The organism is Cohnella fermenti, assembly GCF_004801405.1.
Taxonomy (GTDB): Bacteria; Bacillota; Bacilli; order Paenibacillales; family Paenibacillaceae; genus Cohnella; species Cohnella fermenti.
On the sequence record NZ_SSOB01000009.1, the window covers coordinates 1 to 21968 of the forward strand.

Here is a 21968-nt window from a genome sequence, read left to right on the forward strand (position 1 = left end):
CATTGAGCCTGAACATCTCAATTTTATCGGAATGGTCTTGGTGGTCAAACCCTCGTTCCCTCCACCCGCATAGCGGGTGGTTTTTTGTTTCGCGCGTTTCACGCACTCAACAGGCTAAAGCCTATAACAAAAAGAACGCCGATCTCCGATCGACGTCCTGTTCACCATTCGCGATATAGAATTATACGAATCCCTCCTGCGCACGTTGTTGCTTCTCCCTATCCCCTTTGCGGCTCATGCTTGACATCGACTTTCTCCCGCGTCTCTTCCATCCAACGCACAGCCTCGCCTCGCTCCGCTACCTCCTGCAGTTCGCTCATTCGCGCATCCCGCTGCAGCCCCGCCTGCAACTCGCTCATTCGCGCATCCTGGCTCAACACCGCTTGCGCTTCATCCCCTATGTCCTTCTCCTCTGCCGCCGCGACTTCCTGCGACAGCCCGACTTCCGTCACCCTCTCGCTCCCAGCCGTCCTCCCTCCAAGAGTCCCTCTGCCTACTTGGCCAATCGTCCTCCCTCCAAGAGTCGTTCTCCCTACTCCGTCAACCGCCTTCCCCACGAGAACCGTCTTTTCCCTCTGGCCAGCCGCTCTCCCTCCGAGAGCCGCCCGCACTCCTCCGACAGGCTCGTCTTCCTTCGCCTTCCTCGCTCCCTTACCTTCCACGAACCAGTAAGCCGCTCCGACGAACAAAGCGCCGCCTACGATGTTGCCCAGCGTGACCGGAATCAGATTATGCGCAAGTCCCGCCACCGTGACCGTATCCGGGTGGGGCAGCAGCAGGGCGAGCGACAGCGTCGTCATGTTGGCGATGCTATGCTCGAAGCCGGCAGCCACAAAAGCGCACAGGCACCAAGCGATAGCCAGCATCTTCGCCGTCTCGCTCTTCAGCTTATAGGTGAGCCACACCGCCAGGCAGACGAGCCAGTTGCACACGACTCCTCTCCAGAACAGTTGCTCGAACGGCAGATGCATCTTTTTCCCGGCCAGGACGAACAGTTGATGCTCCGCGGAGATGCCCGCGAACGCGCCCGATCGCCAGACGATCCACGCGAATGCCGCCGCCCCGGCGAAGTTCCCCAGCCAGCACCACAGCCAGTTGCCCGCCGCATCCTTCCACTTCGCCCGCCCTGCCAGCATCCCCGCCGCATAGACCATATTGTTCCCGGTAAAAAGCTCCGCACCGGCAAACATAACCAAGATCAAAGCGATGCCGAAGGAGGCGCCCATCACCAACGAAGTCCATGGCGAGTGAACGGCGTACAGCGGCGCGGAGACGGCGAACATCAGCACGACCGCCATGCCGACATACGCGCCCGCGAGCGCCGACGACACCGCATACCGGACGGGACTGTTCTGCAAACTTTTTCTCTTGGCTTCCGCCTTAGCGACGACGGCTTCCAACGCCGAGGCATCCATGGCGGCCGCCTAATACCCGAACGAGTTCGAGCGGTCCGCGAACGCCACGAGAATCTCTTCCTCTTCCTGGAAGTGATTCTTAAGGAGGGCATAGGCTTGCAGCAATTGCGAAGCCAAGTGCATCGCGTCGGCATGACTGACGGGAATCAGCTTCTCGTCCGCGAGATGCAGGAACGCATCGATGCGTCGTTCGGCCTGCTCGTGCTCATGCTCCATAATCGTGAACAATTCCATATCGTTGCCGAAGTACCAGGCGGCCATCGGGAACAGCTCCGTCTCTTCCCACTTCGAATGCTCGGCGAGCACCTTCTTGAACTCCAGCACCGTGAAGCGCAGCGTTCTCAGCTTGTAATTGAGAATCAGCAGGTCGTCTTCCCTGCGAAGCGCGCACACTTTATCGTAGATCTCCTGCAGCCCCTCCTGCAGCAGCGCATGCTCCTCCTTCAACTTCTCGATGGCATCGTTAAGCCGATAGAGCGGATGGTTGATCTCTTGGGCCGATGGTTCATAAGGCAGATGGACAGTCATGCGAATCCCTCCAATATGTTCTCTTAAGCCTGATTCCACTATAGGAAAAAAATCGCCGAAAGTATGTGAAAAAAATCACTTTCCGGCCGAAAAATAAGATTGTTCGCATAGAGAGCGCCTGCACGCCTCATACGAGCAATCCCGATTGGTCCGATCCATCCAGCCGGCCGCGCGCTTGCTCCCGCTTCGACCGGCGACCGGCGTATTCAGCTACTCTTCGGCATCTGCCTGCCGTTCGAGCCCCGTCCTCGCGACATGCGCCATTCTCACGACACTCGCCACCTTCACATCGCACGCTATTCTCACGACACTCGCTACCTTCACATTGCACGCCACTCTCGCGACATTCGCCGCCCTCACATCATACGCCATTCTCGCGACACTCGCCGCCTTCACGTTGTGCGCACCCTTACGACGTGCGCTGAGCCCATTCGCTCGTCTCGCGGTACACGTCCGGCGCGTTGCCGGTGTACTTGCGGAAAAGCTTGCTGAACAGGGACGGGTCCGAGTAGCCGACGCTGCGGGCGATCTCGCTCACGCGTCCGTCGCTTGTCGCGAGCAGCTCCTCCGCCTTCTTCATCCGCCTCTGCTCGAGGTAGATCATCGGGCGAACCCCGGTGTAGCGCACGAACATCTCGGTGAACGACTTCATTCCCATGCCGTGCAGGTTCGCCAGCTCCCTCAGCGTCAGCGGCTCGCGGAAGCGGTCGTTGATGAACTGGATCGACTGCTCCATGATGCTCTTGTCGACCCTCTGCCGCTCCGTGCCCGAATCGTTGCACAGCTCGTGCAGAACGCTGTAGAACAGCTCCTTCGAACGGAACGCGGACATCGGCCCCGGCAAACTCGCCACATGATGCAGCTTGCGCAGAAGCTCGACGATCTTCCAACTGTTGCTCATCGGGAACTCGGACGTTCCTTCCGGCAGCCGGCGAACGCTTCTCCCCGTCCCCGAACGCAGCGTATAGAAGATCAAGCAATATTCATAATCGAGAGAACCGCTCTTCAGCACCGGCTTCAGCCCCGGTCCCCCGTGTACAATCTTCTCCGAATGCAGGCTGCGGCCGCCTTCCTCAAGCAACAGCTCCGCTCTGCCGCGCAGTGTGAACAGCAGATACGAGCCGTACGAAGACGGAATCCGATTGCCGATGCTCACGCTCTCCGCCGGAACAACGTTCTTGAACACGCCCGTAATCGTAATGCTGCCCTCTGCGATTCGCTCCGCCCATTCTCTCATCTCGTACATGCTCCTTTGACTCTGTGTTAACCCTATTGTAATTGATAATGATTATCACTGTCAAACCCTTCGTTGAGAAAACGTTGAGAAAAATTGTGTCGTAGCCGAAAAAAGCGGAACAATGCGGGCAGCGGAGGGTGCGAAGCAAGCTATGGGCACTGCTCCACAGCGATGAAGGACCGTTCGTATCCCCCCTTGATCCGACGATCGCCGCGAATTTATATGATTTTTCGCATTCATCGTCTTGGGTTTGAACAAATCGAGGCGTTTTATATGATTTTTGGCATATATACCGCAATTCCTGCCGGATTTTCCTTCACGAATGCAGTTTTTCGCATAAAACCGTCCAAACAACCCCTTATCGCGCTGCACGAATGTGAAATTTCACACAAAATTCGCGCAATTCGCGGCAGCCAGCCCTCGGCACCATCCGTATCGACGGCACCATCGGCAATCGGCATCACCGCTATCATCGCCATTACCGCCAACAACGCCAAAAAAGCCCGGGCAACCGCCCGGGCTCCATCTTCCTTGCCCTACACGATAGTTATCGACAGGCCGAGATCGCGCAGACGCGCGACCGACTCCTCCTCGACCCTGCGGTCGGTGATGATCGCGTTCACGTCCGCCAAGTCGGCAACGCGGGTGAACGCCTGGTTGCCGAACTTGCTGGCGTCGGCCAGGACAATCACCTCGTCCGCCATGCCGACCATCTTGTTCTTGATGCGGGCCTGCAGCTCGTTGGACTCGCTGAAGCCGCGCTCCAGGTGCACGCCCTTGCAGGACAGGAACGCCTTGTCGACGTGGTACGCGTCGAGCGAGCGCTCCGCCAGCGGCCCCACGAACGAGAGCGAGCGCTGCGCGAGGATGCCGCCGGTCGAGATGACCTCGATCCTCTCCTTGGCGGCCAGCTCCGTCGCGACCTTGATGGAATTCGTCAGTACGGTCAGCGGAATGTCCGGCATCGCCATCGCCATATACCAGGCCGACGAGCTCGCATCCAGCAGGATGCGGTCCTTCGGACGAATTCGCTTGATCGCCTCTTCGGCGATTCTCCGCTTCTCTTCGGCGAACGTGATCTCGCGCTCGGCATACGGAATCTCCGGCTGCTGAGGCTGGTCCTTGACGCTGACGGCGCCGCCGTGCGAACGGCGAAGACGTCCCGCCAGCTCCAGGCGGTCGAGATCGCGCCGGATCGTCTCCTCCGTCACCTGGCACAGCGTGCTCAGCTCGGATACCCGGATGCTCCCTCTGTCGTTGACAAGCTGCACGATCCTCTCATAACGTTCCGCGACTAACATGGAATTCCCCCCTCTCTCCCGTGCGGCCGATTACCCTCTCTTTGATTAGGCTCTCAAAGAAGTGACGGTCAGGAAGCGGCCGTACGCCTCCTGCCACATCTCCGTGTCCGCCGGCTCGTAGACGTCAACCGGGAACGAGTCGCGGATAACCTTCCGCGCTTCCCAGATGTCCGCCAGCTCGCCGCTCGCGATCCATTGGACCGCGAGATTGCCGATGGCGCTGCCTTCCGCCGGGCCGGCCCAGACGGGCTTGCCGATCGCGTTCGCGGACCATTGGCAGAGCAGCTTGTTCTGGATGCCGCCGCCGACCATGTGCAGGCCGCCGAACCGCTTCCCGGACAGCTCTTCCGTCAACTCTAGCACATAACGGTACTTCAAGGCCAGACTCTCGAGGATGCAGCGAACGATCGCCCCCGGTCCCTCCGGCGCCCGCTGGCCGGTCCGTTCGCAATACTTGCGAATCTGCCCCGGCATGTCGCCCGGATGAAGGAACAGGTCGTCGTCCGGCTCGATGAACGCCGCGAGCGGATCGGCCCGGTTCGACATCTGCACCAGCTCGGGGAAGGAATACGATTGTCCCGCCCGCTCCCACTCGCGGCGGCATTCGTTCAGAATCCACAGCCCCATGATGTTCTTGAGCAGACGGAACGTGCCGTAGGCGCCGCCCTCGTTCGTGAAGTTCAGCTCTCTCGCCCGTTCGCTGATGACCGGCTGCTCGACCTCGGTGCCCATGAGGGACCAGGTGCCGCAGCTAAGATACGCGAAGGAGCGGTCGAGCGCCGGCACCGCGACGACGGCGGAGCCGGTATCGTGCTCGGCGACGGCGTAGACCGGAATCGAACGGACGCCGAGCTCTTCCGTCAGCGAAGGGCGCAGCGAGCCGACCGCCTGGCCGGGCTGCGCGACCGGGCCGAACAGCGATTCGGACAAGCCGAGCTTGCCGAGAAGCTCCCCGTCCCAGCCCCCAAGCTTCGGATTGTAAAGCTGCGTTGTCGTCGCGTTCGTGAACTCGTTCACCTGCTCGCCGGTCATGAAGTAGCGCAGCAGGTCCGGAATCATCAGGAAGCGCTTCGCTTCGCGCAGCAGCGGCGAATTCGCTTGCTTCAACGCATAAAGCTGGAAGATCGAGTTGAAGGACAGGAACTGAATGCCCGTCCGCGCGAAGATGTCCGCCGCGGGAATGTCCGCGAACAGCTTCTCCATGATGCCGTCCGTATGCCGGTCCCGATAGTGATACGGGTTGCCGAGAAGCTCGCCGCTTGCGCCGAGGAAGCCGAAGTCGACCGCCCACGAGTCGATCGCCAGGCTCGACACCTCGACTCCTTGATGCTTCGCCTTCAGCAAGCCTTGCTTCAGTTCGTGATAGAGACGAAGGATGTCCCAATGAAGACGATCGGCTACCTGAACCGGATCGTTGCCGAAGCGGTGAAGCTCCTCCGTCTCGATTCGATTGTCGGTCAATCGGCCAAGCAGCGCCCTGCCGCTGCTCGCGCCGAGGTCGTACGCGAGAATGCTCGCCATGGGAATCCCCCTTGCCCGCTAACGATTATCGCTTGAGCAGAACTTCCTGCTCGTAGTTCTTCACTTCGGCGAGCCACTCTTCGCGAACCGGAACGCCGGACTTCGCGCAGTAGTAATCCCATACCGCGCCGAACGGATACGTCTTGAACTCTTCCGTCAAGGCGAGACGGGTCGTGTAGTCGCCGGCCAGCTCCGCCTGGCGCAGCGCTTCGATCGGCTCCAGCATCGCGCGAAGCAGCGCCTTGATCGTGTTGCGGGTGCCGATGACCCAAGCCGCCACGCGGTTGATGCTGGCATCGAAGAAGTCGAGGCCGATGTGCGTCTTGCCGAGCAGGTCGCCGCGAACGAGCTCCTTGCCGATGTCCAGCAGCTCGTCGTCGAGGATGACGACGTGGTCGCTGTCCCAACGGACCGGACGGCTCACGTGCAGCAGAATGCCTTCCACGAACAGCGAGAGCGCGGACAGCTTGTTCGAGATCACTTCCGTCGGATGGAAGTGGCCCGCGTCGAGGCAGATCAGCTTGTTGTTCTGCAGTCCGTAGCCCATGTAGAACTCGTGCGAGCCGACGGTGTACGCTTCCGCGCCGAGGCCGAACAGCTTGCTCTCGACCGCGTCCAGATGGTAAGACTTGTTCAGCTCCTCCGCGAACGCTTCGTCGAGCGATTCCTTCAGCCGCTTGCGCGGGCCGAGGCGGTCGGCCGGGATGTCCTTGTAGCCGTCCGGAACCCAGACGTTCATGACGCTTGTCTGGCCAAGCTGCTCGCCGAAGGAGGCGCTGATATGGCGGGACGCCTTGACGTGATCGATCCAGAAGCGGCGGATCTCTTCGTTCGGATGGCTCAGCGTCAGGCCGTCGCTCGACTTCTCGTGGGAGAAGCACGTCGGGTTGAAGTCGAGGCCGAGGCCGTTCGCCTTCGCCCAATCGATCCACTTCTGGAAGTGCTTCGTCTCGAGCTTGTCGAGGTCGACCTTCTCGTCCGTGTCGGCGTAAATCGCGTGCAGGTTGACCTTATGCTTGCCGGGGATCAGCGAGAACGCTTTATCCAGGTCGGCGCGAAGCTCCTCCGGCGTCCTGGCCGCTCCCGGATAGTTGCCGGTGGCCGCGATGCCGCCGGACAGGTCCTGATCCTTGAACAGGAAGCCCTTGACGTCGTCCCCTTGCCAGCAATGCATCGATATTTTGATCTTCGCAAGCTGCTCCAGCGCCTGATCGACGTCAATGCCGAACTCCGCGTATTGCTCCTTGGCGATCTCGTAGTTTCGCAGTATTTTCTGATCCATGTTCCGCTTCTCTCCTCCTTGGTTACCGTAACGGATAAGCGACGACCGACATGAGAGCGTTCTCAGCCTGGGTCGAGTCCAGACGGCTGTATTGCACGATAATCGGAATGTCGCTTCGCACCTCGATGGCGTAAGGAACGCCGACCGGAATCGGCGTTCCCTCCTTGTTCAGGGACGAAGTGCGAATATGCTTGGTGCGTCTCGGCGCAACGACGACAAGGATGTCCTCGATCGGGTCGCGGTCCTCGAAGTAGATCGTGAAGTTGATGAGCGCTTCCTCCGACGACACGTTCAGCACGCAGACGGATTCATGGCTAAGCAGGCTGCCGGAGCTGATCTCCGGAATGTACGCATCGGGAATGATCCAATGCTTCTCTCCTCTAGCGGAATGCACGTTCGTCCCTCTCCCTTCTGGGTCTTGACGGATTAGCGCGTGAACGCCGCAGGCACGCCGCCGTCGATCGTCAGCATGCAGCCCGTCGTCTTGGCCGACTTCGACGAAGCGAAGAAGGCGACGCCTTCCGCGATGTCGCGCGGATAGATGTTGACGAGCAGCGTCGTGCGCTTGCGGTAGTGCTCTTCCAGTTGGTCCGGCTCGATGCCGTAAGCGGCCGCGCGCTCGTTGCGCCAGTTGCCGTTCCAGATCGCCGAGCCTTGCAGGATGGCGTCCGGAAGAATCGTGTTGACGCGGATGCCGAATTCGCCGCCTTCAGCCGCGATGCAGCGGGCCAGGTGAGCTTCCAGCGCCTTGACGGAGCTGTAGGCGGTCACGTTCTTGCCGGCATAGACGGTGTTCTTCGACGCGATGAACACCATGTTGCCGCCGATCGCTTGCTGCTTCATCAGCTTGAACGCTTCGCGGGCCACGAGGAAGTAGCCCGTTCCGAGCACGTTCATGTTCAGGTTCCATTCCTTAAGCGACGTCTCGTCGAACGGGCTGGACGTCGCCAGGCCGGCGTTGTTGACGATGATGTCGATGCCGCCGTACACCAGAGCCGTCTGAGCGACGGCATCCATGACCATCTCTTCGCTCGTTACGTCCATCTTGACCGCGATCGCGCGGTTCTCGCCGAACTTGGCGTTGATCTCGTCCGCGACCTTCTGCGCGCCTTCGAGGTTCAGGTCGGCCAGGACGACGTGAGCGCCTTCGGAGACGAGGCGGCGAGCCGTCTCGCTGCCGATGCCGCCCGCGCCGCCCGTGATGAACGCCACCTGGCGGGAGAATTCGGCTTCCGGCGGTGCGAGGGACAGCTTGTAAAGCTCAAGCGGCCAGTATTCGACGTTGTAGGACTCGTTCTCGCTGAGGGAGACGAAGTCGCCCAGCGCCGTTGCGCCGCGCATAACGGCGATCGCACGGTGATACAGCGCGCCGCTCACCTGCGAGTTCGCCCAGCTCTTGCCCGTGTTGATCATGCCGACGCCCGGAATGAGGATAACGCGCGGAGCGGCTTCGAACATGACGTCGCCTTCGTTCTTGTTGCGCTCGAAGTACGCTTGATATTGCTCCTTGTACGCCGCGATGCTCGTCTTCAGGATGTTCTTCAGGCCTTCGATGTCTTCCGCGTCCGGCGTCCAATCGACGAACAGCGGAACGACCTTCGTGTGAACGAGGTGATCCGGGCAAGCCGCGCCGACTTGGGACAGCTTCGGCGAATTCTCGCCGCCGACGAAGGCCAGCACGTCGTCCTGGTCGTCGAAGCTGAGGATCATCTTCTTGGCGTCGCTGACCGCGCCGCGAACGGTCGGCATGACGGCAGCCGCAATCTTGCGGCGAATGTCGGCCGGCAGAGCCGCGTGGCGCACGCCGCCGAACAGCTTGTCTTCGCTCGCGCGGGCTTCGATGAACGCTTCCGCTTCGCTGATGATCTTGATCGTCTGCGCGTAAGCTTCCTCGCTCGTCTCGCCCCAGGTGACAAGGCCGTGCTTCTCCATCAGAACGAGCTCGGCCTTCGGGTTGCCCAGAACGCCTTCGGCGATCATCTTGGACAGCGTGAAGCCCGGACGGATATAAGGAACCCATACGAAGCGGTCGCCGAAAATCTCCTTGGCCAGTTCCTTGCCATTATGAGCGCAGCACAGGCTGATGATCGAATCCGGGTGGGTGTGGTCGACATGCTTAAACGGAAGGAACGCGTGCAGCAGCGTCTCGATCGAAGCGCGCGGATGCTTGGTGTCGATCATGCAGTTCGCCAGGTACGCGACCATCTCTTCGTCCGGCATCTCGCTTCTCTCGAACAGCGGACGGATGTCGTCCATGCGCAGGCCTGTGAAGTTGCCGGCCTTCATCGACGCCAGGTCGGAGCCGCTGCCCTTAACGTACATAACTTCAACGTCGCGGCCGCGGAAGTCCTTGACGACCGTCTTCGCGGACGTGTTGCCGCCGCCCCAGTTGCACACGCGGCGATCCGCGCCGATGATGTTGGAACGGTAAACGAGCTGGTCGAGTCCGCTCTCGAATTGAGAAGCCTTCGAAGAATCCCACAAGCTTTGTACCATGTTTCGAACCTCCGGATTGTTGGTTTTATTTTTGTTTTTATGGCTATATTCCGGATTATATCATCTTTGTTTTGTTTTGAATACGCAAAATCAAACAAAAACAAAAATTCATCCTTCCGAACGTTTATGTTCAAACAACCAATCGCGGGCGTAATCCACACCTTCCCTCACATCGAAGAACCGCGACTCTGCTACCCCGATTTTCCCCTTGACGACGGTCCTCTCGCTCTCGAACGCGGCTCCGATCTCTTCGAACCGATCCGTATCGAAGTCGATCTCCCGATATTCTCGCCACTCCCGCTTCCCATCCGCAAGCACCGGCGCGCCTTCGATCGTCTCCGGCGCATTCGGCACCCGATTCTCCGCCAGATGGAACGAGGTGTTGCTGTCGTAGCCGACTCCGATCAGCAGCGCCTTCGCGCCTAGGTCATACAGCCTTGCAAGCGGGGAGCATTCTCCGAGCGCATAGCTCAGAGAGTGGTCCATCGTAATCGTCTGCGCATGCTTGCCCCGCGCCGCGAATGAGAGCGCCGGATGGTCGCTGCGCAGCGTTCCCGGCCACGTCCGGAAGCATTCGGGAATCGCCCCCATGCCCCGCGTCGGCGTCACCCTCGGATCGAAGACCGGCATCGAGGCCCTGATCCCTTCCCACCAGCTCTCCGGCACGGGCGGAAGCTGCCACTTCGACGGCTCGGAATAATCGCCCGAATGGGTCGGCATGACAAGCGTCCCCTCGTCCGTCAACACGTCCAGCAGCGCCTGCACGACCGCGACAGGCCCGCCGCATACCCAGCCGATCCGGCTCAGTGAGGAGTGGACGATGACCGTCTGCCCTGCCCGAAGTCCCAGCCTTCGCAGATCGTCCGCCAACGTCTCCACCGTTACCAGCTTGTTGCTCCTTAGTATCGCCTGCTGCTCGAACATGCTTGCTCCTCCAATCAACAGTCGGCCTCCGGCCCCGTCTCGCACCCATTCTCGCCCTCGCCCTCCTCCTCATCTTCGTCCAGAACGGCGACCGCCCGCACGGGCGACCCGTCCCCTCCTTCGATGCGCAGAGGGAAGCCGAAGAATTGGAAGCTCTTGTTCCGCGGAAGCCGCTCCAGCCCCCACAGATCCGTGTACGTTACAATGCCCTCCGCGAGCAATGCCCGCTCAAGCGGCTCCGACAGCTCTCCCCCGACGAACCTCGGGCGGTGTCGAATCAGCTTCTCAAGCAGCTCCAGCCCCGCCGGCAACGCGAAGAACAGGCCGATTCCGACCGGCCAAGCTCCTTCGGGCTCGACGAGGCGCGACACCCCGCAGAAGCGCTCGACAGGAAGCTCGTCCAGAGTGGCGGCCCCTTCGTGCATATGAGAAGGAGCATCCACATGGGTGCCGCTGTGGCTTCCCATGGAGAGGCTCCGAACTTCCCAGCTATTCCGTTCGTAAGTATGAACGACGCGCACCTCTACCGGCGGATCGCCCGGATACACCGGCATTCCGTCCCGCAACGGTGCGCTCAGATCGATAAATCTCATGAGCTCGTTCCTCTCCGCAGACTTATTCGAACGATCTCTTCGCGGGCCACGACTTTTGCATTTTCCTCAGTTGAATGATCTGTCCGGTGTGATACGCATCGTGCAAAATCAAACTGTTCACCCAGAGCCCGATCGGCGTGGTCGGAATTCGGCGTTCGAAATCCTTCTTGTCCATGTCCTCCAGCAGCGCCCGGATCGCCTGATGAACCGTGTCCAGCCTCTGCAACGCCTCCTGCCAAGCCGCCTCGTCCTGCACGGGAACGCCGAACGTGTCGTCGTTGCTGATCCCTTCGGGGTACTCGGACTCCTCGCCCGTCAGCCGGAGATAGAGCCTCATCTTGTAGAAGATCAAATGCTGCACCGTCTCCCAGATCGTGTTCACGCGCGCGGTGCGCGGCTTCCAGGCCGCCTGCTCCCAGGTCAGCCCGTTTAAGGCATCCTTCAGCGGCGGATACCAGTCCTCCCTGTCGTAGCAGCTATCCCATCCGTGAAGCAGCAGTTCCATCTTGTTCATGAACGGTTCCCCTCTCCTTCGATCGGTACTGTGCGGCTCAGCTCTCGCTGCCATTCCAATTATACCCTTTTCGCCGGCGGTTTCGCACCCCTCATCTTCTTGCTCGCGTATTGCCCGTTGAGCTCTTGTGCCGACTCCGCTTATAATGTAGCGTTAGAGAGCGATAATTCGCCAACAATTCACTGAGGGAAAAGGTGTCATCATTCCATGAGCATACTGACGGTAACAAACTTAAGCCACGGCTTCGGCGATCGCGCCATCTTCAACGATGTCAGCTTCCGGCTTCTCAAGGGCGAGCATGTCGGACTCGTCGGCGCCAACGGCGAAGGCAAATCCACCTTCATGAACATCGTCATGGGCAAGCTCGAGCCCGACGCCGGCAAGATCGAATGGTCCAAGAAGGTTCGGGTCGGCTACCTCGACCAGCATTCCGTGCTGGAGAAGGGAATGACGATCCGCGACGTGCTTAGGGGCGCGTTCCGATACTTGATGGACGCGGAAGCCGAGATGAACGCGATGTACGACAAAATGGGTTCGGCCGACCCGGACGAGCTGGAACGGCTGCTCGAGGAAGTCGGCACGATTCAGGATCTGCTGAACAGCAACGACTTCTACCTGATCGACGCGAAGGTCGAGGAAGTGGCGCGCGGGCTCGGGCTCGGCGACATCGGACTCGAACGCGACGTGAACGATCTGAGCGGAGGCCAGCGGACGAAGGTGCTCCTGGCGAAGCTGCTGCTCGAGAAGCCGGACATCCTGCTGCTCGACGAGCCGACGAACTACCTCGACGAGGTTCATATCGAATGGCTGAAGCGTTACCTGCAGGAGTACGAGAACGCGTTTATTCTGATCTCCCACGACATTCCGTTCCTGAACAGCGTCGTCAACCTGATCTACCACATGTTCAACCAGGAGCTGAACCGCTACGTCGGCGATTACGACAACTTCGTTCAACTGCACGAAGCGAAGCAGTCCCAGCTCGAATCCGCCTACAAGCGGCAGCAGCAGGAGATTGCGGATCTGAAGGACTTCGTCGCGCGGAACAAGGCCCGCGTCTCGACCCGCAACATGGCGATGTCCCGCCAGAAGAAGCTCGACAGCATGGACGTCATCGAGCTGGCCAGGGAGAAGCCGAAGCCGGAATTCAACTTCAAGGACGGCCGGACGCCGAGCCGCCTTATCTTCGAGACGAAGCAGCTTGTGATCGGCTACGACGAGCCGCTCTCCCGCCCGCTGGACCTGAAGATGGAACGCGGCCAGAAGATCGCCCTCGTCGGCGCGAACGGCATCGGGAAGACGACGCTGCTCAGAAGCATTCTCGGCCTTATCCCGGCGCTGTCCGGCTCCGTCGAGCGCGGCGACAATCAGCTTATCGGCTACTTCGAGCAAGAAGCCAAGGAAAGCCAGGAGCTGACGTGCATCGAGTCGCTCTGGAACGAGTTCCCTTCGTACAGCCAGTTCGAGGTGCGCGCCGCCCTCGCCAAGTGCGGCTTGACGACGAAGCATATCGAGAGCCGCATCTCCGTCCTGAGCGGCGGCGAGAAGGCGAAGGTCCGGCTGTGCAAGCTGATCAACCGCGAATCGAACATCCTTGTGCTCGACGAACCGACGAACCACCTGGACGTCGACGCGAAGGACGAGCTGAAGCGCGCGCTGAAGGCGTACAAGGGAAGCGTCCTGCTCATCAGCCACGAACCGGAGTTCTACCGCGACGTCGCAACCGAGGTATGGAACTGCGAGTCGTGGACAACGAAGGTGTTCTAATGTGGAGGAGCCGTCCGGAAGTCATTGACTTCGGAACGGCTCCTCTCTCGTTCTCCGGCGCCCTCTCCGCAGCCGTCAGAAGCCGGTCCGCGGCGTCTCTCGCAGGCGGGCGAGCGCCCTGCCCATCTTCTCCAGGTAATCCGGCTCGCCGCCTGAGCACAGGAAGCGGACTTGTCCGCCTTCGCAGCCGGGCGGGATGCCCAGCCGGTGCACCAGCGCGGCCAGACGCCTCACCGTCCCGGCATTGCCGTCGACGATGCCGATGTGCGGCGGCAGCACCTCGCGCAAGAGCTCGGCATAATAAACATAATGCGTGCACCCAAGCACAACGATGCCGTATCGGTCCAGATCGTAGTTCGCCAGCTTGGCGCGGAAATACGCCCGGATCACATCCCGATCGAATTGCAAAGCCTCGCCGTACTCGACGAGCTCCGGCAGCGGCAGCGAATCGACGATGCCGACCTCGTCCACGCGGGACACGAGCGCGTAATACTTGGGCTGCTGCAGCGTCAGTTGCGTCGCGAATACAAGAACCCGCTTGCCGGTCGCCCGGTTCATCTCGACAGCCGGCTTGACGGCCGGCTCCATCCCGACAATCGGGAACGAATAGCGGGCCCGAAGCTCATCCACGGCGATGCTGGTGGCCGTATTGCATGCAACCACCAGCGCGTCGATTCCCGTCTGCACCATCGTATCCACAACCTCCAGCACGCAATGGCGCACCTCTTCGGCGGACTTGGGCCCATAAGGCACATGCAAGGTATCCGCCATATATACATAATTCTCGGTCGGCATTCGCCGAAGCGCTTCGGCCAGCACGGTCAAGCCGCCGAGCCCCGAGTCCATCACACCGATCGTCACTGTTATCGAATCCTTATATTAGGTTATTGGGGTGGGACATCCTTAGCATACTGCGACAACGTCCCTGCGGCAATACCCATTCACGACGAATTTATTGTCCCTGCCTGGTCATTGCGAACGACTCCGCCCGCCTCGCGCCTCGCCCGCCAGGTGCTATCCCGCGTCCCTCCCTCCCCGTTGTTCTCCTGCCTGCTTTCTCTCCGCTCTTAATTCTCGTTTCCATTCTCGCATAGCCTTTTCCAATTCAGGAAATTCTACCGCAAGCGACATTGCGCACAATGATGCAGAATCAGGGGGATCGAGACATGGAACCGACCAATCGCAACAACACCGATGGCGGCGACGACGGAACGCTGACGAATCGGCAAGGCCATCCGATCACGAACAACCAGAACATCCGCACGATCAGCAACCGGGGCCCCGCGACGCTCGAGAATTACGACTTCATTGAGAAAATCAGCCACTTCGACCGGGAGAAGGTGCCGGAGCGGATCGTCCATGCCCGGGGCGCCGGCGCTCACGGGACCTTCGAGGCGTACGGAACGGTGGGCGGCGAACCGGTGTCGAAGTATACCCGCGCCAAGCTGTTCCAGCAGCAGGGCAAGATGACACCCGTCTTCGTCCGCTTCTCGACCGTCGTGCACGGCCTGCATTCGCCCGAGACCGTCCGCGACCCGCGAGGCTTCGCCGTCAAATTCTATACCGAGGACGGCAACTGGGATCTCGTCGGCAACAACCTGAAGATTTTCTTTATTCGGGATGCGATGAAGTTCCCCGACATGATCCACGCGTTCCGGCCGGACCCGGTGACGAACATCCAGGACGCGCGGCGGTTCTTCGACTTCTGCGCCCATTCGCCGGAATCGTTCCATATGGTCACGTTCGTCTATTCGCCTTGGGGAATTCCGGCCAACTACCGCATGATGCAGGGCTCGGGCGTGAACACGTACAAGTGGGTCAACGACGACGGCGAGGCCGTGCTTGTGAAGTACCATTGGGAGCCGAAGCAAGGGATCAAGAACCTGACCTCGGCGGAGGCGGAAGCGATCCAGGGGAAAAACTTCAGCCACGCCACGCAAGACCTGTACGAGGCGATCGAACGCGGCGATTACCCGGAGTGGGAGCTTCTGGTGCAACTGATGCCGGACGGCGCCAACCCGGAGCTCGACTTCGACCCGCTCGACGACACGAAGCTGTGGCCGGAGGACAAGTTCCCGTGGAGGGCGGTCGGTCGGATGGTCCTGAACAAGAACCCGGACAACTTCTTTAACGAAGTGGAGCAGGTCGCCTTCGGGACCGGCGTGCTCGTCGACGGACTCGACTTCTCGGACGACAAAATGCTGCAAGGGCGCACATTCTCCTACTCCGATACCCAGCGTTACCGCGTCGGAGCCAACTACCTGCAGTTGCCGGTCAACGCGGCGAAGAAGCGGGTCGCGACCAACCAGGAGGGCGGCCAGCTTCGCTACTTCAACGACAAGGCGCCGGGCCAGAATCTTCACATCAACTACGAGCCGTCCAGCATGGGAGGGCTCGAGGAGGCGAAGCAGGCCGGCACCGAATATACGCCGCACGTCGAAGGCAATCTCGTCCGCGAGTCGATCGATCGCCAGAGCAACACGAAGCAGGCCGGCGAGACGTACCGCGGCTTCGAGGCCTGGGAGAGAGACGAGCTGCTCGGCAATCTCGTGAACGATCTCTCCATCTGCCCGAAGGACATCCAGGACAAGATGATCGCCCTCGCGGAGCAAGCGGACGAGGAGTACGGCAAGCGGCTGCGCGAAGGCCTGACCCGCCACGGCGTGCCGGTCGGCTCGCGCACCCGCGTCCGCGGCATGGAGATGCACCCGCTCGCCGCGAAGCACGCGCAGGAAGCCGTTGAAGAAGCGATAGACAAAGGACACGATCAAGAGCCTTATTGAGACGAAAAGCCGTCGCATTGAGAAGAATGGCCGCCATATTGACCTCAGGATTCGGCCTGGATTTCCGAACCGGACGCCCGGTTGAGGGCAGACTGCCCCGACAGGAAGCGGCGGAGGAGGATGGACGGCGGGGGATGATTCGATGGCGGGGCGCGGGGGATGGACGGCGGGGGATAATTCGATGGCAGGGCGCGGGGGATGGACGGCGGGGGATGATTCGATGGCGGGGCGCGGGGTATGGACGGCGGGGGATGATTCAACGGTAGGGTGGCGAACGGTTGGGTCTTGGTCTTGGAGTTAGTTCGAGGACTGGGACGATACGCGGGGATGCGGATGATTTGGTGGGTGGTTCGGAATTGGTTTAATGGCGGATGCGGATGGTTAGGGGACAAGCTTGAAGTTGGTTTAATGGCGGGGACGCGGTGGTTTGGTGGTTGACACGAAATGGACAGCAGCAGCGCGTACTGCGAGACCGTCAGGGAAGCTCGCCCTGATGGTTCCCCGCCATACTATTCGCACCCTGGTCCTCCGCCTTTTGCGATTTTATGCGGTTTTTCACATTCGCTGGCTTGAATTAGCGGGAATCGCGGCGTTTTATGTGATTTTTAGCATACATACAGAAAATCGAGGAGGAATTTCCTCCATTTATGCTATTTTTCACATAAAATCGCCCAATCTGCCCCTTATCGCGCTGCACGAATGTGAAATTTCACATAAATTCCTGGCATTGGCGGTATCGGCGGCATTGGCAGCTTCACCGACTTCATCGGAGGCACGCCGCCACCTCTTTCTCTGCCCCCCTCACTGCCCCTCGCTCAATCCTCTCTCCCTCGTACTCCCTCCCTTCCCCCCATCTCTCACATTCCGTCGCGCTCCCTCATACTCCATCATTCTCCCTCACACGCGCTCATTCTCTCTCAATCTTCCCCACCTTCATCCGCCGCCACACGATTCGCGCCTTTGGTCCGGCGGCTTTTGCAATTTTATGTGGTTTTTCACATTCGCTGGCTTGGATTTGGGGGAATCGCGGCGTTTTATGTGATTTTTAGCATACATACAGAAAATCGAGGAGGAATTTCCTCCATTTATGCTATTTTTCACATAAAATCGCTCGAACCGCCCATTATCGTGCTGCATGAATGTGGTTTTTCGCATAAAATTGTGGCGTCCTGCCGGTTTGCACAGCGTTGGCGCGGGATCGGAGGGATCGCTGACTTGGCCTGCCGCTTCCGAGGCCTTGACGCAGGCGCGGCGCAGCTTCGGCGATTCACCGGCTTTATCGACGGGACTACTCGCTGCCGAACTCCTTATGCTTCTCGAGCATGTCCATCTTCAGCCGCCACGTCTTCGGGCTGAGCACGACCGGGTAGCTCTCCGGGTTCAGCTTCCGGAGCAGCTCCGGCCGGAACAGCTTGAGCTGCTTCGCATGGTACGCCCGCAGCTCCTCCAGCGAAGGCAGCTCGTGCACGAGCTCGCCGCCGGCGAAGATCGGCTTCAGCAGTGCCTCCGCGTCGTAGTTCGCGGCCGTCCGCCGGATGTAGGGGCGCACCGGGTCGAACAGCTCGAGCGGCTGCCCGCTTAGCGCCTCCGGCTCGCCCGTCAGCGCCTCGTAGTCGGCGATTGCCAGCCCCGTCGTCCGGCTGACGATGCGGTAGACGTCCTTCGCGCCGGGAGTCGTCACCTTCTCCGGGTTGGCCGAGATCTTGATGACCGGCTCCCGCTGCCCGTCCTTCTCCCGCTCCACCAGCTTGTAGACGCCTCCGAGCGACGGCTGATCGGCCGCGGTGATGAGCTGTGTGCCGACTCCCCAGCTGTCGATGCGCGCTCCCTGGGCTTTGAGGTTCATGATGATGTTCTCGTCGAGATCGTTCGAAGCGACGATCTTCACATACGGCAGCCCCGCCTCGTCGAGCATGCGGCGGGCTTCCTTCGAGAGGTAAGCCAAGTCACCGCTGTCGAGCCGGATCGCCTGCATTCGCTGCCCGCGTTCCTCCATCCGCTTCGCCGTCCGGATCGCGCCCGGCACTCCGCTCGCGAGCGTATCGTACGTGTCCACGAGCAGCGTCACCTGGTTCGGGAGCGCCTCGGCGAACCGTTCGAACGCCTGCTCCTCCGAGTCGTGCTGCTGCACCCACGCGTGAGCGTGCGTTCCTGCCGTCGGGATGCCGAACAGCATTCCCGCCCGAAGGTTCGAGGTCGAGTTGAAGCCCGCGATGCAAGCCGCGCGCGCCCCCCATACGGCCGCATCGGCTTCCTGGGCGCGCCGCGTTCCGAACTCCATCAGCGGATCGGTGCCCGCGACCTGCCGGATTCGCGCCGCCTTCGTCGCGATAAGCGTCTGGTAGTTGATGAAGTTCAGCAGCGCCGTCTCGAGCAGATGCGTCTCGAAGACGGTTCCCTCGATCCGGACAAGCGGTTCGTTCGCGAAGACGATCGTGCCTTCCTCGACCGACCAGATGTCGCCGCTGAACCGGTAACGCCGCAGCTCGTCGAGGAACGTCGGGTCGTAATTCTCCTCCTGCCCCTTCAGATAGGCGATCGTCTCCTCGTCGAACCGGATCGAGCGGACATATTCGACGAACCGCCGAAGTCCGGCGAAGACGGCGAAGCCGTTGCCGAACGGCAGCTTGCGGAAGTAAGCCTCGAAGACGGCCCGCTGCTTGGCGGTGCCGTGATGCCAATGCGCGTACATCATGTTGATCTCATACTTATCCGTATGCAGCGTTAAGTTCTCGTATTGCATGCGCTTTCCTCCGATCCGGCCGCGTCCGCTGCATTCCATTTTGCGCTCATATGCTACATATAGTATGAAAATGGAAATTTTTTCGCGAAATATGGACAGTATCTTAGATTTTCGTGGATAAACCCTTGACACAGATACGTTTTGTATCATAAATTACTAATAGTACAACTTTAGCTACTCACGCCAACTCACGCGCCAACTCGCGCAAATTCGGATCGAAAACGATCCTTTCACCGTTCCACGTCTTAATTCCAAGGTCGCAAGGAGATTAAATCATGAACATGGGAGAACGTCTTCGAGAGCTTCGGCTGAAACGGAATGTATCTCAAGAGGAAGTTGCCCGCCACATCGGGATTACCCGATCCGCGTACAGCCATTACGAGATCAACAATCGGCAACCTATCTATGAGACGTTAATCAAGCTGGCCGCCTACTTCGACGTCTCCCTCGATTACATTATTGGCGGCAATGCTCCCTCCCAATCCATGCACATCATTGATTTGCCGGATGCGACCGATTCCAAGGAGATTCTTATGCTGCTTCGGGGAATGAACCATGAACAGCGGAAGCAGTCGCTCAGCCTTCTTCACGAGATGATGAGGCAGGACAATCCGGCGAGGGGCAGACGCTAGTGTTGCGGAGGAGCCGCGGGCAATTGACCAAAACGGGATCATGACGGCTCATGAAGTGATCTGCTCCGCATCCGGCATGCTCTCTTCCGTCAGCAGCGGCAGCCGAATCGTAAATATGCTTCCGCCGGACTCCCCGTTCCGTGCGGACAGCTCGCCCCGGTGCGTCTCCACGATCTCCCGTGCGATGGAGAGGCCGAGCCCGCTACCGCCTGACGAGGAGTGGCGCGACTTGTTGCTGTTATAGAAGCGATCGAAGATGAGCGGCAGCTCGCTCTCCCGAATTCCCGTCCCGCTATCGATCACATCGATATCGACATAGCCTTCCGAAGGAGCGACTCCGAAGCGGAGCGAGATGTTCCCTCCCTGCGGCGTATGACGCACCGCGTTGTAGATCAGATTGGCGAACACCCGGTCCATCCGATGCTCGTCGATCAGCACCGTCGCCGACATCCGCTCTTCGTCCGTTCCTTCGCAGCCGAACTGGATGCCCTTCTCCGTCAGCTCCGGCTCATACTCGGCACAGAGCCGATCGCGCCATTCGTTAAGCCGCGTCGGTTCGAAGTTCATCCGCATTCGCCGCGCTTCGAGCATCGACAGCTCGAACAGGTCCTGGATCATTCCGTTCAGCCCTTCGACCTTCGTCAGCATCAGGCGGACCGTCCGATCCCGGTGCTGCGGCTCGCTGATGACACCGTCGCGCAGCGCCTCCAGATAACCCTGCAGCAGCGTAATCGGCGTCCGCAGGTCGTGCGAGATATTGCTGATGAGCTGCCTTCGGGACTGCTCCATTCTCTCGAGACCGCTTTTGCTCACTTCAAGCTCCATGTAAGACTTCTGCAGTTCCTCGGTTCGCTTCGCGATTCTCTCCTCCAGCGAATGGTTCCACTCGGTCAGCTCGACCTTCATCTGCTCCGCCCGCGAATACGTCATCGAGAACCGGTGCGAGATGGCGAACGAATTCATCAGAACAAGGAACAGCATCCCGAACGAGACCAGATCGAACGACCGAAGCCACCCATTGTAGAAAAAGATATCGTTCACGACGGAGAGAACCAGAGCGGCGGCCCCCACTGTCGCCAGCTTCGCCCCTTCCCGGCGGCGGTAGAGCGCCCGGCTCAGCCCGAACAGACAGGCGAAGCTGAGCAGAACAACGTATGCCTGATAGGCCGCGACGCAGCCGCTAAACGTCACGGCCGGAAGAGACAGACACAGCAGCACCAGCGCGCCTCCGACTCCGGCGGCCAGCTTCAGCAGGCCGGAGGGGATTTCGTCCGGGTACATTTTCTGATAGTAGGTGAATCCGAACAGCGTGCTTAACGCGAACGCCGAATATTCGATCCGCATGGCGAACGTCCACGTAATCGACGGAATCCAGTGCGCGAAGATCCCTTCGCCGATCGTTCCCATCCGGCAGGCGATGCCGATGCAGAGCAGCGCAAGGAACAAATTCGCCAGCTCGCGGCGCCTCAAGACGAACAAGCCGATATGATAGAAGCCGATGGCGAGAAGCGCTCCGAGCACCACCCATTCCTGCGACTGCAGCTGATAGCGCAGCGTCTGCACCTGGCCCAGCGTGCCGAGCTGCAGCTCCGTGCGAATGCCCCCGTTGCGGTGATGGTAATTCGCGACCTCCAGCACGAGCTCGGTCTTCTCCGCAAGCCCGCTGAAGTAAGCGATCGCCGGGAGCTGGTACGGGGTCGTCGTCTGCGCGGAGTCGCCGACGACTCCTCTGGAGATCTGCAGATTGCCGTCCACGTAGAGACGGTAAGCGGTCGACAGGTTCGGAATGCGTATCGCCAGAAGGCCGTCGAATGGCGAATGCAGAATCGTCAGCCGATAGACGCCCCTGCCGTGCGAAGTCAGCTTCGTCCCGTCGCCCATCGGCGTCTGCCCCCACAGGCCCGGCACCTGGATCGTTCCTTCCTTCGGCGTCTCCCCCTCCTCCCCGTGCCATTCGAAGGACCATTCGCCATTTAGCGGAAGCAACCCTTCCTTCTCGACGGCTCGGCCGCGGAGATCGAGAACGCCCGCAGCGGCGGATGCGGTCTCCTCCTTCTCCCCCGCATTGCAGCCGGAGATCGAGAGCAGCAGCGCAACCACCGTCCCCAGAACAATAACGAGGCGAATGCCGACACGGAACGGATGCGTTATATTTCCAAGCATGACAATCTCTCCCGAGTAAATTCAACTCCCATCATCGTAAACGCGCATTGATTCTCCGTCAACGCTTTAAGT

19 protein-coding genes are annotated in these 21968 nt (G+C 60.2%); 3 read left to right on the top strand and 16 right to left on the bottom strand.

Annotated features, from left to right (window positions below; genetic code table 11):
* Positions 1–218 precede the first annotated feature (218 nt).
* From E6C55_RS08620 to E6C55_RS08675, 13 genes are all read right to left on the bottom strand, one after another.
* Positions 219–1415, bottom strand: coding sequence for a formate/nitrite transporter family protein (locus E6C55_RS08620; RefSeq protein ID WP_136369382.1), 1197 nt, complete (start codon positions 1413–1415; stop codon positions 219–221).
* Between the two features lie 9 nt (positions 1416–1424).
* The gene (locus tag E6C55_RS08625; RefSeq protein WP_136369383.1) at positions 1425–1943 is read right to left on the bottom strand and encodes a hemerythrin domain-containing protein; all 519 of its coding nucleotides are present in this window, start codon (positions 1941–1943) and stop codon (positions 1425–1427) included.
* Between the two features lie 210 nt (positions 1944–2153).
* Positions 2154–2339 (bottom strand): hypothetical protein, encoded by a 186-nt coding sequence (locus E6C55_RS08630; protein WP_136369384.1) that lies wholly within the window; start codon positions 2337–2339, stop codon positions 2154–2156.
* A gap of 13 nt (positions 2340–2352) precedes the next feature.
* Positions 2353–3180 carry a helix-turn-helix domain-containing protein gene (locus tag E6C55_RS08635; protein WP_168735543.1) on the bottom strand — a complete coding sequence of 276 codons (828 nt, stop codon included), beginning with the start codon at positions 3178–3180 and terminating at the stop codon, positions 2353–2355.
* A 269-nt stretch (positions 3181–3449) separates the two neighbouring features.
* On the bottom strand, positions 3450–3653 hold the full coding sequence (locus E6C55_RS33740; RefSeq protein ID WP_168735544.1) for a hypothetical protein: 204 nt from the start codon (positions 3651–3653) through the stop codon (positions 3450–3452).
* A 63-nt stretch (positions 3654–3716) separates the two neighbouring features.
* A complete protein-coding gene (locus E6C55_RS08640; RefSeq protein WP_136369386.1) occupies positions 3717–4481 on the bottom strand; it encodes a DeoR/GlpR family DNA-binding transcription regulator in 765 nt (254 codons plus the stop codon).
* A 45-nt stretch (positions 4482–4526) separates the two neighbouring features.
* Complete coding sequence (locus E6C55_RS08645) at positions 4527–6002, bottom strand: rhamnulokinase (RefSeq protein WP_136369387.1); 1476 nt, start codon at positions 6000–6002, stop codon at positions 4527–4529.
* 25 nt (positions 6003–6027) lie between these two features.
* Positions 6028–7284: an L-rhamnose isomerase gene (gene rhaA, locus E6C55_RS08650; RefSeq protein ID WP_136369388.1), complete on the bottom strand. Its 1257-nt coding sequence runs from the start codon at positions 7282–7284 to the stop codon at positions 6028–6030.
* A gap of 22 nt (positions 7285–7306) precedes the next feature.
* Positions 7307–7678: a sensory rhodopsin transducer gene (locus E6C55_RS08655; RefSeq protein WP_136369389.1), complete on the bottom strand. Its 372-nt coding sequence runs from the start codon at positions 7676–7678 to the stop codon at positions 7307–7309.
* A gap of 32 nt (positions 7679–7710) precedes the next feature.
* A complete protein-coding gene (locus E6C55_RS08660; protein WP_136369390.1) occupies positions 7711–9780 on the bottom strand; it encodes a bifunctional aldolase/short-chain dehydrogenase in 2070 nt (689 codons plus the stop codon).
* Between the two features lie 108 nt (positions 9781–9888).
* A complete protein-coding gene (locus E6C55_RS08665; protein WP_136369391.1) occupies positions 9889–10704 on the bottom strand; it encodes an aminoglycoside N(3)-acetyltransferase in 816 nt (271 codons plus the stop codon).
* 14 nt (positions 10705–10718) lie between these two features.
* Positions 10719–11297, bottom strand: coding sequence for a cyclase family protein (locus tag E6C55_RS08670; RefSeq protein WP_136369392.1), 579 nt, complete (start codon positions 11295–11297; stop codon positions 10719–10721).
* 22 nt (positions 11298–11319) lie between these two features.
* Entirely contained in the window at positions 11320–11811 is a 492-nt protein-coding gene (locus tag E6C55_RS08675; RefSeq protein ID WP_136369393.1) for a DinB family protein, read from the bottom strand.
* A gap of 207 nt (positions 11812–12018) precedes the next feature.
* On the opposite strand from E6C55_RS08675, the gene E6C55_RS08680 reads away from it, so the two are divergent.
* Positions 12019–13575: an ABC-F family ATP-binding cassette domain-containing protein gene (locus E6C55_RS08680; protein ID WP_136369394.1), complete on the top strand. Its 1557-nt coding sequence runs from the start codon at positions 12019–12021 to the stop codon at positions 13573–13575.
* A gap of 75 nt (positions 13576–13650) precedes the next feature.
* On the opposite strand, the gene murI is transcribed toward E6C55_RS08680, so the two are convergent.
* A complete protein-coding gene (gene murI / locus E6C55_RS08685; protein WP_211093547.1) occupies positions 13651–14436 on the bottom strand; it encodes a glutamate racemase in 786 nt (261 codons plus the stop codon).
* A 305-nt stretch (positions 14437–14741) separates the two neighbouring features.
* Between murI and E6C55_RS08690 the strand changes: the two genes are divergently transcribed.
* Positions 14742–16358 carry a catalase gene (locus tag E6C55_RS08690; protein ID WP_136369395.1) on the top strand — a complete coding sequence of 539 codons (1617 nt, stop codon included), beginning with the start codon at positions 14742–14744 and terminating at the stop codon, positions 16356–16358.
* Positions 16359–17646: 1288 nt separating this feature from the next.
* Here E6C55_RS08690 and E6C55_RS08695 read toward each other — a convergent pair.
* Positions 17647–19101: a nicotinate phosphoribosyltransferase gene (locus E6C55_RS08695; protein ID WP_136369396.1), complete on the bottom strand. Its 1455-nt coding sequence runs from the start codon at positions 19099–19101 to the stop codon at positions 17647–17649.
* Positions 19102–19376: 275 nt separating this feature from the next.
* On the opposite strand from E6C55_RS08695, the gene E6C55_RS08700 reads away from it, so the two are divergent.
* Positions 19377–19733, top strand: coding sequence for a helix-turn-helix domain-containing protein (locus E6C55_RS08700; protein WP_136369397.1), 357 nt, complete (start codon positions 19377–19379; stop codon positions 19731–19733).
* A 48-nt stretch (positions 19734–19781) separates the two neighbouring features.
* Here E6C55_RS08700 and E6C55_RS08705 read toward each other — a convergent pair whose 3' ends face one another.
* On the bottom strand, positions 19782–21896 hold the full coding sequence (locus E6C55_RS08705; RefSeq protein ID WP_136369398.1) for a sensor histidine kinase: 2115 nt from the start codon (positions 21894–21896) through the stop codon (positions 19782–19784).
* Positions 21897–21968: the final 72 nt, after the last annotated feature.

Excerpts from the sequence above, each read along its gene's own strand:
- E6C55_RS08700 (WP_136369397.1), top strand. The coding sequence starts at position 19,377 with ATGAACATGGGAGAACGTCTTCGAGAGCTTCGGCTGAAACGGAATGTA.
- E6C55_RS08645 (WP_136369387.1), bottom strand. The coding sequence starts at position 6,002 with ATGGCGAGCATTCTCGCGTACGACCTCGGCGCGAGCAGCGGCAGGGCG.
- E6C55_RS08640 (WP_136369386.1), bottom strand. The coding sequence starts at position 4,481 with ATGTTAGTCGCGGAACGTTATGAGAGGATCGTGCAGCTTGTCAACGAC.
- E6C55_RS08665 (WP_136369391.1), bottom strand. The coding sequence starts at position 10,704 with ATGTTCGAGCAGCAGGCGATACTAAGGAGCAACAAGCTGGTAACGGTG.
- E6C55_RS08680 (WP_136369394.1), top strand. The coding sequence starts at position 12,019 with ATGAGCATACTGACGGTAACAAACTTAAGCCACGGCTTCGGCGATCGC.
- E6C55_RS08690 (WP_136369395.1), top strand. The coding sequence starts at position 14,742 with ATGGAACCGACCAATCGCAACAACACCGATGGCGGCGACGACGGAACG.
- E6C55_RS08635 (WP_168735543.1), bottom strand. The coding sequence starts at position 3,180 with ATGAGAGAATGGGCGGAGCGAATCGCAGAGGGCAGCATTACGATTACG.
- E6C55_RS08705 (WP_136369398.1), bottom strand. The coding sequence starts at position 21,896 with ATGCTTGGAAATATAACGCATCCGTTCCGTGTCGGCATTCGCCTCGTT.
- E6C55_RS08620 (WP_136369382.1), bottom strand. The coding sequence starts at position 1,415 with ATGGATGCCTCGGCGTTGGAAGCCGTCGTCGCTAAGGCGGAAGCCAAG.
- E6C55_RS08660 (WP_136369390.1), bottom strand. The coding sequence starts at position 9,780 with ATGGTACAAAGCTTGTGGGATTCTTCGAAGGCTTCTCAATTCGAGAGC.
- E6C55_RS08625 (WP_136369383.1), bottom strand. The coding sequence starts at position 1,943 with ATGACTGTCCATCTGCCTTATGAACCATCGGCCCAAGAGATCAACCAT.
- E6C55_RS08675 (WP_136369393.1), bottom strand. The coding sequence starts at position 11,811 with ATGAACAAGATGGAACTGCTGCTTCACGGATGGGATAGCTGCTACGAC.
- rhaA (WP_136369388.1), bottom strand. The coding sequence starts at position 7,284 with ATGGATCAGAAAATACTGCGAAACTACGAGATCGCCAAGGAGCAATAC.
- E6C55_RS08670 (WP_136369392.1), bottom strand. The coding sequence starts at position 11,297 with ATGAGATTTATCGATCTGAGCGCACCGTTGCGGGACGGAATGCCGGTG.
- E6C55_RS33740 (WP_168735544.1), bottom strand. The coding sequence starts at position 3,653 with ATGATAGCGGTGATGCCGATTGCCGATGGTGCCGTCGATACGGATGGT.
- E6C55_RS08695 (WP_136369396.1), bottom strand. The coding sequence starts at position 19,101 with ATGCAATACGAGAACTTAACGCTGCATACGGATAAGTATGAGATCAAC.